This is a genomic window from Vibrio sp. vnigr-6D03, assembly GCF_002835515.1.
Taxonomy (GTDB): Bacteria; Pseudomonadota; Gammaproteobacteria; order Enterobacterales; family Vibrionaceae; genus Vibrio; species Vibrio penaeicida.
On record NZ_PIZL01000044.1, the window covers coordinates 78,997 to 92,999 of the forward strand.

The 14,003-nt window shown below is 43.1% G+C and carries 9 protein-coding genes; 7 read left to right on the forward strand and 2 right to left on the reverse strand.

What is annotated here, in order from left to right:
* Positions 1-250 precede the first annotated feature (250 nt).
* Positions 251-2,251 (reverse strand): bifunctional diguanylate cyclase/phosphodiesterase, encoded by a 2,001-nt coding sequence (locus CW749_RS25195; protein ID WP_101115223.1) that lies wholly within the window; start codon positions 2,249-2,251, stop codon positions 251-253.
* A gap of 787 nt (positions 2,252-3,038) precedes the next feature.
* Between CW749_RS25195 and CW749_RS25200 the strand changes: the two genes are divergently transcribed.
* The 7 genes from CW749_RS25200 (at position 3,039) to udp (ending at position 12,485) form a co-directional block, all read left to right on the forward strand.
* Positions 3,039-3,458 (forward strand): CBS domain-containing protein, encoded by a 420-nt coding sequence (locus tag CW749_RS25200; protein ID WP_101115224.1) that lies wholly within the window; start codon positions 3,039-3,041, stop codon positions 3,456-3,458.
* A 107-nt stretch (positions 3,459-3,565) separates the two neighbouring features.
* The gene (locus CW749_RS25205; protein ID WP_101115225.1) at positions 3,566-5,071 is read left to right on the forward strand and encodes an MATE family efflux transporter; all 1,506 of its coding nucleotides are present in this window, start codon (positions 3,566-3,568) and stop codon (positions 5,069-5,071) included.
* Positions 5,072-5,471: 400 nt separating this feature from the next.
* Positions 5,472-6,890, forward strand: coding sequence for an SLC13 family permease (locus CW749_RS25210; RefSeq protein ID WP_101115226.1), 1,419 nt, complete (start codon positions 5,472-5,474; stop codon positions 6,888-6,890).
* A 4-nt stretch (positions 6,891-6,894) separates the two neighbouring features.
* Entirely contained in the window at positions 6,895-8,232 is a 1,338-nt protein-coding gene (locus CW749_RS25215) for an ATP-binding protein (RefSeq protein WP_101115227.1), read from the forward strand.
* Complete coding sequence (locus CW749_RS25220) at positions 8,219-8,692, forward strand: response regulator (protein ID WP_101115228.1); 474 nt, start codon at positions 8,219-8,221, stop codon at positions 8,690-8,692. Before CW749_RS25215 ends, CW749_RS25220 begins: the two co-directional genes overlap by 14 nt.
* A gap of 160 nt (positions 8,693-8,852) precedes the next feature.
* Positions 8,853-11,141 (forward strand): zinc/cadmium/mercury/lead-transporting ATPase, encoded by a 2,289-nt coding sequence (locus CW749_RS25225; protein ID WP_101115229.1) that lies wholly within the window; start codon positions 8,853-8,855, stop codon positions 11,139-11,141.
* A 585-nt stretch (positions 11,142-11,726) separates the two neighbouring features.
* Positions 11,727-12,485 carry a uridine phosphorylase gene (udp, locus tag CW749_RS25230; RefSeq protein WP_101115230.1) on the forward strand — a complete coding sequence of 253 codons (759 nt, stop codon included), beginning with the start codon at positions 11,727-11,729 and terminating at the stop codon, positions 12,483-12,485.
* Between the two features lie 76 nt (positions 12,486-12,561).
* Here udp and CW749_RS25235 read toward each other — a convergent pair whose 3' ends face one another.
* Positions 12,562-13,725, reverse strand: coding sequence for a DUF1887 family protein (locus CW749_RS25235; protein WP_101115231.1), 1,164 nt, complete (start codon positions 13,723-13,725; stop codon positions 12,562-12,564).
* Positions 13,726-14,003 lie beyond the last annotated feature (278 nt).

Below are 14,003 nucleotides of genomic sequence, written 5' to 3' on the forward strand. Positions count from 1 at the left end.
AGTAACCTCAAGGTGCTAGATTCCAAAAGAATTGCAAAAAAAACGTGCCTAGCGCCATCAGAAGGCAGTGCTAGTAACAATTCCTTGGGTTAAGACTTGGTGAACCCCAGTAATACACTGACATTATAGTTAATACTGAGGAAATGCAGAAATTTACTATATGGGTCGCTATGCATCGCTATTGGGAACCATTTTATCAATACATTCAGGTTTATCGGCAGACACCGTCTTCACTTTAATGACTTTCTCATTAATTTAGCGACCGTTTTAGCTCCATGTTTTTGCGTTGTGATACGTAGTCCATTAATTGATTGATTGGGAGCGCTCTGGAGTAGCGGAAGCCTTGTCCGATTGTCACCCCAAGGCGTTGCAATGTCCGTTCTTCTTCTTCTGTTTCAATACCTTCAGCAATAGCTTGCATACCTAATGTTTGGCACAAGAAATTGATGACTTTAATGATTTGAATCGATTCTTCTCTCTTGTCTAAATCCATAACAAATTTTCGGTCAATTTTTATTTCATCAAAACCGTAGCTGAGTAAGTATTCCAACGAGGAAAAACCAGTACCAAAATCATCCAAAGAAAATCTTACACCACTTGCTCTAAGGTGTTGAAGGTTGTCATTCACCTCTTTTTGCTGCTGAACTTTTGCTAGTTCGGTCAATTCTAAAACAAGTTTGTTCAGTGGGAAGTTATAGCGGCTCGCTAAAGACAGCAGTTTTTGAGAAAAGTGAGTCTTGCTTAAAGAAAGAGGAGAAATATTAATCGAAAGCGTAAAACTGTTTGGGCAAGTATGAATAGAATACTGCCAATCTTTAAAGACTTTTTCGATTATCGCTAACGTAAGCGCATGCATTGTGCCTGTTTTTTCTGCTCGGGTGATGACTTCCCATGGAGAAGAACGATCGTTTTCTTCTAGCCGGAGCAGCGATTCAGCACCAAAAATATCGAATGTTGTAAGGTGCATTTGAGGCTGATAATGCATGTGGAATTTTTGGGTCGCAATAAGCTCTTCGATAAAAGAATCAATGTATATCGTGTGCTTAAGAGCACTTTCGAATTCCTCATGGTACTCACAATAATCCAGCTTGAGTTCTGTTGCTTCGAGCAGGGCAATTTCCGCACAATGTATGAGAAGTTCTGCCTCTGAAGCGTCTTCGGGGTGTCTTGATATACCGATGTTAATGCTAACGTCTAAAGGAGCGAGGCTGTCTTGTATATTTGAGAAGATTGATTTGCTATCCGAAAGCTCACAAGCAGGTAAGAATAGAAAGAAGTCATCGCCACCCAACCGGCATACAGATGCGTTTGCTGGGCTGTGTTGAGTAAGAGCAAGGCTGGTTCTCTTAAGAATATCGTCACCGTGCTGTTGCCCGTACTTTAGGTTTATCGAGGAAAAGTTGAGGATATTGATCCTGACAAGGGTTCCGTAAGTGCCGAGCTTTTCTAACGTCTTGTTCATGTTTTCTAGAAAAGCCTGGCGGTTAAGGTTGCCCGTTAACGGATCTTTTTGTGCCAAAGTCGTTAATAACTCGTTGTTTTTGTTTATAGCCTCGATGTATCGGGCTGCATGTAACGAGGAAAGATTATAAGCATCCACAAGGTCCGAAATTTCATCACGTTCTTTTTGGGGATAGTCTTCAATTTTTGTTAAGTGTTCATATTCGTTTTGCTCTCTTTGAAGATTGAATTGAGAAGAGAGATGTTTAAGTCGATGTGCGACTGTTTTATGGAATGAGCGCCTAACTATAATCAGTATCAACAGAGATATGAGAAGGAGTGAAGCAAGGAAGATCGAAATGGACAGCGCAAAGAAGTTCAGCAGATACTCTGGATTTACGTAAGCCTCTATATGACCCACGCTCATCTCCTCGCCATAGGTATTGACGTAGCTTAATGGGAATTTGTGCTCCCATTCATTCCATATCAGCTCTTTTTTGGGTACGCCAAGCTCACGAGTTTGTGCCAGCATTTCACCTTCAGACCAAATAGAAAAATGCAGGAAAAGATTGTCGTTATCGAAAGTAGCGGTGATAGCGGAAAGTTGTTCGAAATCGAAGTTGTAAATAGCAGAAGCAGTAGAGCGCTCAACTGAATTAACGCGCGAATACGCGTTTTTTTTCATCTCAGTTAACGATAAGTAGTAGCTGGTGACAGAAAGCATGAGCAATGCTGCCAACGTAAGCCAAAGAAGAGGCTTCTTAACCTGAGTAGCAACTTTACTGGCTATGGATACAAATTCTTTTCGCATAGACCTCTTGTCCGTGGATAATCCCTAACATCACTTCCAGTTATTTCAGGAAGTTACGTTGATTTGTCATTATGCTAGCTTGTTATATGTTCTAGGCTAACCAAAAAGTTCTCACACCTTCGTTTTTTTTGTCGGATCTTCAATAGTGATACACCTATGTTGGTCTTTACCATAAAAAACATAAAGATGGCGCACCAATATGCATATCGGTATTGTTGGCCTATGCTCAAGTGATAACTTGGTAACTTAATTATCACTAAGGTTTAGAGGAACTCTTTTCGACCACAATATTGATTTTATTAGTGAGGCGAGAGAAAGCTGGAACAAGGTTCAAATTTTCAGTCGCCTAGCCATATCATCAATCTTTATTAGCGCTATTAAAAAGTGTAATAGATTTTAATGAGTTAACTCGATTTTTTTTAAGTGAATGTTTATTAAGTGACTTATTGCTTCTAAGCCTTGGGATACATGTGCTAAAGGATGCGTAAAACCCTCAAGCAAGGTATTGATATGGAAGTAATGTTACTGGGTTTTAAAGTAGAGTATTTCTGAGTGTGTTATCACGATTTGTCCTGAACTGAAACGTATTATTAGTGAGATAGGTGGCACCTATTAACAAAATAGTTGGATTCCATTTAGTAAATACAAGAAATTGGACGACACTTGATCTATACCCCCACAAATAGAGCAGCTTAAAAGTCTCGTGGTGGTGGGTCGGGATACAATTGGAATTTAAGAGCAAATGTTACCTAGGTTAACTGCGCTTAGGGACATATAAGGAGCGAAGATGGAATCATTAAAAGTGAAAGATTACATGGTGCACCATGCAGTTACCTTTTCTAAGGACATGTCTTTGACCGCAGCACTCGATAAGGTAATGAGCTCACAGCATATGGGCGGCCCCGTTATTAACGAGCGAAAGCAGGTCATCGGATTTCTTTCTGAACAAGATTTGCTCGATAAGCTCGTAAAGGTCAGCTACTACTGTCAAGATACACATATAGTCGGAGATTGTATGAGTTCAGAAGTGCTTACGGTGACACCTGAAATGTCCGTCATTGAACTGGCAGATATGATGAAAGTTGGTAAACCCAAAGTTTATCCAGTCGTTAACGTTGATGGAAAATTCTTAGGGATAATTACACGAACCGAAGTGCTTAAAGCTATTGGCGTAAACTTAAAAGATTGTTTCCAACATCCGGTATAAGCCATCGCGAATGTGTGAGATCTCGATAATGAAATGAATTATTAAGGCGCATGTTGCGCCTTTTTTGTTATTGTTTCCTACCAAGAATAAATTATAAAGGTGTCAATATGGCAGAGGGAGAAGCTAAGTTTGTAACTGGCTCAACGATGAAGCACATACTTACTATGTCTGGTGCAGGCTCTGTGGGTTTATTGGCATTATTTGCGGTCGATCTTCTCGATATGTTATTTATCAGTATGTTGGGGCAAGTAGAGCTAGCTGCTGCCGTTGGGTTTGCCGGAACATTACTGTTTTTCTCTACCTCGGTCTCCATTGGTTCTTCTATTGCGATGGGAGCGTTGGTATCGAAAGCTTTGGGGGCTAAGCAGCATGAAAAGGCTATAAGGCTTGCTAGTAATACGCTGGTGGTTTCTTTCTTTATAACGCTGGTTGTTACCTTGTTCATGTACGCGTATTTGGATGAGTTACTCAGTGCTGTGGGTGCCAAAGGAATGGCGTTGGAGCGTGCCAAGGCTTATTTGCAGATCATGTTGCCAAGTAGCCCATTCTTAGCGTTGGCAATGGCCAGTGGCGCAGGTTTGCGTGCAAGCGGCGATGCAAAACGAAGCATGTGGGCAACTCTGTCTGGCGGCATAGTGAATGCGATATTAGATCCTATCTTTATTTTTGGCTTCGATTGGAACGTTGAAGGCGCTGCGGCTGCTTCCGTTGTAGCACGATTTACGGTGTTATACGTTTCATTAGCGCCTTTAATTAAAGTACATAAATTGGTGAAATGGCCAAATATAACCGAGGTTGGAAAGGACTTACGTACCATTTTAACCATCGCACTTCCTGCTGTTATCACAAACACTGCGACGCCCATTGGGAATGCTGTAGTTACCGCTAATATTGCTCAATTTGGCGAAGATTATGTCGCGGGCTTTGCGGTGATAGGTCGTGTTATACCGGTCGCTTTTGCGGTGATTTTTGCACTATCGGGGGCCGTTGGACCGATCATTGGGCAGAATTATGGCGCAGAAAGGGTAGATAGAGTAAGGGACACTCTGCGTAACTCTTTATTATTTGTTACGGTCTACTGCTTACTTGTGTCAGGGGTTTTGTATCTCGTACAAGATTTCATCATTTCTGGGTTTAGCCTTACTGGTGATGCGCAAATCATAGTAGCTGCATTTTGCACCGTAGTGTCGCTTAGCTTTGTTTTCAACGGAGCACTATTTGTAGCGAATACCTCGTTCAATAATTTGGGAAAACCGATTTATTCGACCGCTTTGAATTTGGGTAAAGCGACTTTAGGGACAATTCCATTCGTCTACTTAGGTGCAGAGTGGTTTGGCGCTTTAGGTGTGCTGTATGGGCAAGCGGTAGGTGCTGTTGTATTTGGCATATTGGGCATCGGTGTATTACAGCATCATGTTCAATCGATGTTTGCATCGCAAAAATCAGCACCAGAAATCATCCCTGAGGAGATCGACCCGGCAACAACAACCGTTAATATGGCGCCCTTTTGTAATTGCGACCCTGTGATGATGGAAGAAGTCACGGCCCAGAAACCTGTATGTGAAATGGCGAAGACAACGCAGCAGCGTAATTCTCATTTACCAGAGGCATGATTCGAAATAATTTACTCCGAAGACAAACAGGTCCAAAAGAATAAGTTTGCATATTCATTGATCTAGCGCCATGAGCTGACTTCCTTATATCGCGGATAATATACCCAAGTGACCTCAAGATGCTTGGTTCAGCGAGAGTTAACTGGCTTTCAGACAAAGCACCGATTTGAAGATCTAGTCGTTCTAAATCAAGAATCGGTAATGCAGTATGAAAGCCAGTTAAACTCGCCCTTGGGAGCCCATATTCTGTCCCATTTCATCGTCAAAGAACTTGGAAAGGACTCGTCATTCCACTGCGTCCTTCTCCTTGAACTGGAACAGACTATGAGGCTCTGAATCCTGCATCTTGAGGTTACTTGGGTATATCTACATCCGCAGTATAAGGAAGCACAGTCGTCATATGCGTCAGTACATCAAGTATTTCGTTCCAGTTTTGATTCCCCTCCTCGTTTGGATGTTGCCTTTGACGGCGTTTCCATTTGAGGGGATGACCATACTTCAGCAACGTGTCATTGCTATCTTTTTGCTGGCTGCATTATGTTGGGTCTTTGAGCCCATTCCGATATACGCCACATCGGTCGTCATTATTGTATTGGAGTTGTTGTTGCTTTCCGATAAAGGGCTCATCATTTTTCGAATGGATCAAGACCAGCCGCATTTTGGTGAGCTGCTCAAACACAGTGACATAATGGCAACGTTTGCCAGCCCAATTATCATGCTGTTTCTTGGCGGGTTCTTTTTGGCAATGGCAGCAACGAAATATCGTTTAGATGTGAATTTAGCTCGCGTTCTACTCAAACCATTTGGCAGCAGCCCAAATAACGTGATGTTAGGGCTAATGTTGATCACTGGTGTCTTTTCCATGTTCATGTCAAATACTGCAACAACAGCGATGATGCTATCTATTTTAGCTCCGGTAATTGCAGTCTTTGGTCCGAAAGACCCGGGTAGAATCGCATTTGCTTTGTCCATTCCTGTTGCTGCAAATATTGGTGGAATCGGTACCCCCATTGGTACGCCACCCAATGCCATTGCTTTGAAATACCTAACTGGTGACAACGTGATTGCATTTGGCGAATGGATGGTATTTGGTGTCCCATTTGTGGTTGTCATGATGGCACTAGCATGGGTTGTAATCGGTCGGTTATATCCTGCAAATGAAAAGAAAATTAATCTGAATATTAAAGGAAAATTCCTTAAAACACCCAAAGCTATTACCGTTTACATCGTGTTCGCGTTAACCATTCTACTGTGGTTAATGGGGTCGTCCCATGGGATGAACTCCTACACCGTGGCACTTATTCCTGTCGCTGTGTTCTCTTTAACTGGCATTATCAATAAAGAAGATCTTAAGAAGATTTCTTGGGATGTTCTGTGGTTAGTGTCTGGCGGTATTGCGCTGGGCCTTGCTCTCGATAAAACAGGGTTAGCTCGTTTGGTTGTGCACAGTATCCCATTCGATGAGTTCTCTCCCTATGTTGTACTTGTTGGAGCCGCCTTCTTATGTTTGTTAATGGCTAACTTTATGTCTCATACCGCGACAGCAAACTTGCTTATGCCAATCATGGCTACATTAGGTATGTCCATGACTTCGTTGGCACCGTTAGGAGGGGAGGTAACACTTATACTCGTTGTTACTTTCGCCGCATCGCTTGGTATGTCTTTGCCTATTAGCACGCCCCCGAACGCGCTGGCTCACGCTACAGGTAATGTGGAGAGTCGTCAAATGGCGAAAGTGGGCGTTATCCTCGGAGTTGTCGGTGTTTTATTAAGCTTTGTGTTGGTTTGGATCCTTCATGCAGTTGGACACATAGGATAAGTGGATGAATAACAGTGTAGAAAAGATTGTTGAACACTATTTCTCTAACCCTCAATGCTATCTATCTTTAGAAGCCGGTGAGCCATTACTGGTGCAAGGTGAAGAAAATCGCAGGCTTTTTTATGTGGTTTCTGGAGAATTAGAAGGTTTAGTCTCTTTTGCCGAAACCAATGTAAACACAAAGGTTTTTAGTGCGTCAGAAGGGGCATTTATTGGCGTTCATAGTTTTTTTTCTGGCAATTACCTAGCGTCGTCCAGCGTTGTTTCTCGATCCCCAAGCGTGTTGGCTTGGATTGACAACGACACGCGCCCGATAGACGAAGACAGCTTGGGGTCATTAACCCAACAATTCACACCCGTTATATTGAATGAGCTATCTCGTCGCCAAAAGCGAGCAATGCAAGAATCTGTAGAAAAAGAACAAGCACTGACTCAACTTCATACCGCTGAGCAGATGACAACATTGGGTCAGCTAGCCGCGGGGATTTCTCATGAGTTGAATAATGCGGTGGGTGTATTAAGCAGCAAAACGGAGCGTTTACAAGATGTGATTCTTGCCTTGCTCGAAGAGCTGCACCCCGGTGCCAGTCAGTTCGTCGATGCAGGGTTAATGAAAGGTCAAAACGTCGGTTCAGCAGAAGTTCGCGCGCGGGCAAAAGAGATTATTGATAAACACGGCGTAGATAGAAAGCTCGCGAAATCTTTGGCGAGAGCCTTGTCGGTTAACGACTTAACACAAGATTGGCTTAATACACCGGAAGAGGCGGTGAAATATTGGGGAGTCGGTCGTGATTTACACGACATGAGAGTGGCATCTCGCCATGCGGTTAGCATTGTTAAATCGGTCAAGCAGCTTGGAAGGGGAGACTCTGAAGTAAGCGAGCCTGTTGACGTGAACGAAAGCATTCATAAAGCGCTTGCCTTGCTTCAAAACGACTTGCGCCGAATAGATGTTCGTTTTAGCCCCGCTGCGACAGCGGTGATCGCCGGAAGTGAAAGCGAGTTGGTTCAAGTTTGGGCAAACATACTGAAGAACGCCTGCGATGCCTTAACGCCTACCAATAATCCTGGAATCGATATTATTACTCGTGTGAGCGACGCACACATCAAGGTGACGATCGCCAATAATGGACCTGAAATAGAAGAAAGTATCCGTAGAAAAATCTTTCACCCCAACTTTACGACCAAGAAAGGCGGGTTGTCGTTTGGGTTAGGTCTAGGGCTTTCAATAGTGAAACGAATTGTGAGCCGTTATCAGGGAACGGTGGTGGTAAAAAGTGACCCTGAAAAAACCATTTTCAGAATCAAATTACCCATGGAGGTTGGTAATGGAAAAAATTAATGTTATTTGCGTAGATGACCAACGAGAAGTGCTGAGTGCTGTGGTACAAGACCTTGCGCCATTGGAGGACTGGTTAGAGATAGAGGACTGCGAATCCGCAGAAGAGGCTCTTGAACTCATCGATGATTTGGACGCAAAGGGAGAACACATAGCACTGATCATTTCTGACCACGTTATGCCCGGTAAGTCGGGTGTCGAACTACTCACGGAGATCTCTGAGGATAGACGATTTACTCATACTAAAAAGGTACTTCTCACAGGGCAAGCCACGCACCAAGACACCATCAGTGCCATTAATAAAGCGCGTATAGAAAGCTACTTCGAAAAACCGTGGAATGGAACAGAGTTGGTCGACTGTGCTCGTAGGCTGGTAACGGAATACATCTTTGATGCAGGAATGGAATACGAATCGTATCAATTACAATTGGATCAACAAACAGTGTTCAGTCGTTTGAGGTGATTTTCACAAAAACAACCTTTGCCAAAAATAAGCTTGACCTTAGACTCGACTCCAAGGTGTATAGTCAATATCAGTTATTGCATACGACTTACTGTTCATATGCGAACCCAAAAAATTAGCCATGAGCTATTGGGTACAAACGATAAAAAGGATAATGACTATGTGCATAAAACACGAAGGCTGCAGTAACAAAAATACTGCTACTACTCTGTCTATTAGCAGTTGCGCTCCTATCGCTCCATTAGACAGTAATACCAAAATTGGAAGCTGTTGTGACAGCGATGCATGTTCTGGTGGAGGCGAAATTTCTTCGATAGAAGAGGAAAGTGAGCAGCTGCCAGAAGGTGATACACTTTCTGGCAGTTGGAAAATATTGGGTATGGACTGCCCATCATGCGCTCGTAAAGTTGAAAATGCGGTCTCTTCACTTTCTGACATTTCAAAAGCAAAGGTTCTATTCGCCACAGAGAAACTGGTGGTGCAATATTCAAAAACGGAAACCTTGGCTCTGGTTGAGCAAGCCGTTCTCAAAGCTGGCTTTCAATTCGAACAGCCTCAAAGTTCTAAGCCGTCCAATTCAAATGAAAACAAATGGTCATCGGTTTTTAAAAGTAACCTAAATATTATTGCGTTATCCAGCGCAATGGCGATTTCAGCCATCATCAATCAAATTTCTCCAGTCATAGCCTCGTGGCTATTTACGCTGGTTTGCCTTGCCGGTCTTTATCCCGTAGCTAAAAAAGCGGTTCAGTTAGCGAGAAGCGGGACGCCTTTTGCAATAGAGACGTTGATGAGTGTTGCCGCAATTGGTGCTCTCTATCTCGGTGAAACCGTCGAAGCAGCGATGGTATTACTGCTGTTCTTGCTCGGTGAAAGGTTGGAAGCGTATGCCGCTTCTAGGGCGAGAAGTGGGGTTCAGTCTCTCATGGCGTTAGTCCCTGAAACGACGATTCGTATTGAAGGCGATGCTCGTATTGAAGTAGCTGCCTCCGAGTTAGCCATAGGGGATGTTATCGAAGTCGCTCCTGGCGATCGTTTACCTGCTGATGGAAAGTTGTTAAGCAGCAGTGCCAGTATTGATGAAAGTGCGCTAACTGGCGAGTCGGTACCCGTCGAAAAGCAGACAGGTGAGCAAGTGATGGCGGGATCTGTCGTTGCTGACAAAGTGATTAGGCTAACGATTACATCCGCACAAGGCGAAAATGCGATAGACCGTATTCTCCATCTAATTGAAGAAGCAGAATCCCAAAAAGCGCCTCTAGAACGTTTTCTAGATAAATTTAGTCGCTGGTATACGCCACTGATGATGCTGGTTTCTCTATTGGTCATTATTACGCCTCCCTTATTCTTTTCACAGCCTTGGGAAACATGGGTGTATCGCGGATTAGCTTTACTATTGATTGCATGTCCTTGTGCTTTGGTAATTTCAACGCCAGCAGCTATTACTTCGGGATTGGCCACTGCAGCCAAACGTGGTGCGCTGATAAAAGGGGGAGCGGCTCTCGAACAACTTGGCAATATTGAGTCTATAGCGTTCGATAAAACAGGCACGCTGACCCAAGGCAAACCTGAAGTGACTGATATCATTTCTTTAAACGAGCTTTCAGAGGAATCTCTCCTTAGAGACGCTGCTTCGGTAGAAGTAGCGTCATCACACCCATTGGCAAAATCGTTAGTAAAGAAAGCGGAAGCTGCTGGTATAGCACTCCCAGAGGCTGAAAATAAGCAAGCGCTGGTGGGAAGTGGGATAACCGGTATTGTGGATGGGAAATCTTTATCCTTGATTTCACCTTCCAAGTTTCAAGGTACTGTTACTGAAGTCGATAGAGAGCGGGTGGAATCCCTCGAGTCCAAAGGAAAAACAGTTGTATTAGTTATTATCGATGACGTACTTGAAGGGTTAGTTGCATGGCAAGACACACTTCGTTCCGATGCAGCTGAAGCCATTCAAAAGCTTAAAAGTCTAGGTATCGACTCCATAATGCTAACTGGTGACAATCCATTAGCGGCTAAGGAGATGGCACAACAAGTATCAATGGATTACAAAGCGAGTCTATTGCCTGCTGATAAAGTCACTTACGTAAATCAGATGGCTTCTCTAAAAAATACCGCAATGGTTGGAGATGGTATTAACGATGCCCCAGCGATGAAAGCCGCGTCAGTCGGTATTGCAATGGGAGGTGGAACGGATGTTGCCCTTGAAACAGCTGATGCTGCTTTAACTCATAGCCGACTGGTAGAGTTACCTGCAATGATTGAGCTATCTAGAGCAACGTTAAGAAACATCCAGCAAAATGTTGCACTGGCGTTAGGGCTTAAAGGCGTATTTTTGGTTACTAGCTTATTGGGCATTACTGGTCTTTGGGTTGCTGTACTTGCTGACAGCGGAGCAACAGCACTAGTGACATTAAATGCTTTGCGTCTGCTACGATTTAAACCGCAGGCTTGAGGGAAGCCCTTGAAAGGGCTTCTTGATACTTCTTTTTTGACATAGTGCCCTAGGTACTTACTCAATTCATAACTTTTAAGGATGGTTTGTTGTTTGAACCATCCTTCTTCTATCTTATTAAGTGTTCTATACCTAAATAACCTCAAGATACTTAGTTAAACTCGACCTTGGGAGCTCATATTCTGTTTCACTTTCTCATAAAAGAACTTTGAAAGAGCTAGTCATTCCACTACGTTTTTTCCTTGAATTGAAACGATACAGCAGCTGTGTATTTGATTCTTATCCGGTAAACTTCATGAAAATTTGCATTTAAGTGTGATGCAAATCGATAAAATGTGAAATTCGTTGTTAATTGCTAAATGAATACGTGAATTTGATCACCAATTGTTGGCTTCCAGTCAGTTACAGTAAACCTGTACCCATTAATCAATCTAAATATCCCCAAAGCTTTTATCAAGCTGAACTCAAATGAGTTCGGCTTGTTCTCCTTTTTTCTGGAGAAAGTGAAAAAATAAAGTGAAGGATAGAATTCCTTTTATAATTTATTGGGGTGACAGAAACAAAACGACAACAAAGGAGTCCTTTATGTCTGAAGCTGTATTTCACTTAGGTGTTACCAAAGAAGATCTTGTTGGTTCTACATTGGCTATCATCCCTGGTGATCCTGCTCGAGTTCAAAAAATTGCTGAGCAAATGGAAAACCCTGTATTTTTGGCAAGCCACCGTGAATATACGTTGTACCGTGCAGAATTAGATGGAAAGCCTGTTGTTGTTTGTTCTACAGGTATCGGCGGTCCTTCAACTTCTATTGCTGTTGAAGAGCTTGCTCAACTGGGTGTCCGCACCTTCCTACGTGTAGGGACTACTGGTGCAATTCAACCGTATGTAAATGTGGGTGATATGATTGTAACCACGGGGTCTGTTCGTTTAGACGGTGCTAGCCTTCACTTTGCACCAATGGAATTCCCAGCTGTAGCTGACTTTGACATCGCGACAGCGATGAAGGAAGCGGTTGTTGAAGCTGGTGCGACTGCGCACACAGGTGTAACGGCATCAAGTGACACTTTTTACCCGGGACAAGAGCGCTACGATACGTTTTCTGGTCGTGTTGTTAAGCGCTTCCAAGGCTCTATGCAAGAATGGCAGGACATGGGGGTTCTCAACTTTGAAATGGAATCTGCAACACTGCTAACCATGTGTGCGAGTTCTGGGCTTAAAGCGGGCTGCGTCGCAGGTGTTATTATTAACCGTACTCAAAAAGAAACGCCTGATCACAGCACACTGAAAGAGACAGAAGCGAAATCGATCAAAATTGTGGTCGAGGCTGCACGTAAAATGCTGTAAAACCAGCAAACACATGAAACGAAAAAGGGCATCAATGATGCCCTTTTTGAGTATTGGGAGAGAGGCTTAGCGAGCTTTAGTCTAAATCTTCGTGCCCACCAGCATCTTTAAACCAATGAGTGAGGTTTGACTTTAGATCTTTTAACTCATCGGGTCCGATTAATGCTAACCCTAAATCTTCCGCACGAGTGATGTCATTGTGACGAAGCGGTCGAAAGCTCACCAACATAGCACGAGCTTGCAAGCCTCCCAGTAAATCTCTGAGTGACTCCAACTTGTAAAGTGTGTCATCTCCGTCGTCTCTCATGCCTTTCGTTTTACATTCAATAATGTGCAGCTTGTTATTGACGACTGTCGCGACATCTAATTCATTCCGTACTTCTTTTTCACCCAATTGGCGATAGACCTGAACGTTCAATGAGCGATCTTGAATGGTAGGAAGTTCATCCTGAATTTGTTTTACAGTACTATGCACTAGGTTTTCCAACCACTCACCATTTGAAAAGCGCCGTGCGTCTTCGTTGGCGAACGTTAAGATTCCATTTTCATAGGTAGCCAGTTCAGTATCAACAAGATCAGAAATGAGCATGTCTAGCTCTCGGTAACCTTGTTGCTTTTCAGTCAGTGATACATCCAGTTTCTGTTCTTTACGACAGGTCGTCGCTAGGTAGTTGAGGGTAGCCAGACCAGGACCAAGTTCAAGGGCATTTCCTGCCCAGCGTTCACCTAATTGATACAGTTTTTGATCGAGCTGCTCTGGAATGACTTGTTCGGAAAACTCGCTTCTAGCACCAAAAATGGTGAGGTAATCTTCAATTTTTATATGATCTTGTACTTGGGCATCTTCGCGACCGTCTGGGTATAGCCAACAAAGCTTGTCACTGAAAGGTTCAACCACAAAAATTGGCCAGTGATAAGTGCGAAAAACCTCGTAAACAGACAGTAATCGATGCCTTAATCCACAACTGGCATTGAGCTTTACTTCCACATTTCGAGTTTGTAAATCTTCCGCAAGTGCTTGAATGGATTTTTTAATTTTTGACGTATTAACCGCACTCGGAATTTCGTAAAATTCGGAAGTTATGCCTCTAGGCGCTAGTATCGAGTAGAGCCTTTGGTACATTGATTCTTGGTTCTTATCACCAATGAATACGATATGCGTACTTACTGTTCTGTGATCCAATAGTGGCGTCACCAGTCGCACAGGATCTTGATCGATAATACCTACATGTACGGCCATTTCATGTCCTCAATAAACGGACCTGCTGGAAAATGAGAGTTGAAAAATCAGCAAGTAATTAAGTTATGGGGATGGGGGAAATAAATAACAAGAGCTATGTATTGAAAACTGCATCTTTAAAATAAGGACTTAAAGCCTAGAAGAGAGAACAAGAACGGTACATTTGTATTGTTGATAAAACAGTTCTTAGTGAGAAAGCAAGCCCACTTTGAAAGTGGGCTGGAGGTTGTTTATTTGAATGTTCAGGCTTAAAGCTTAAATGTATTAGTTCCGACTAG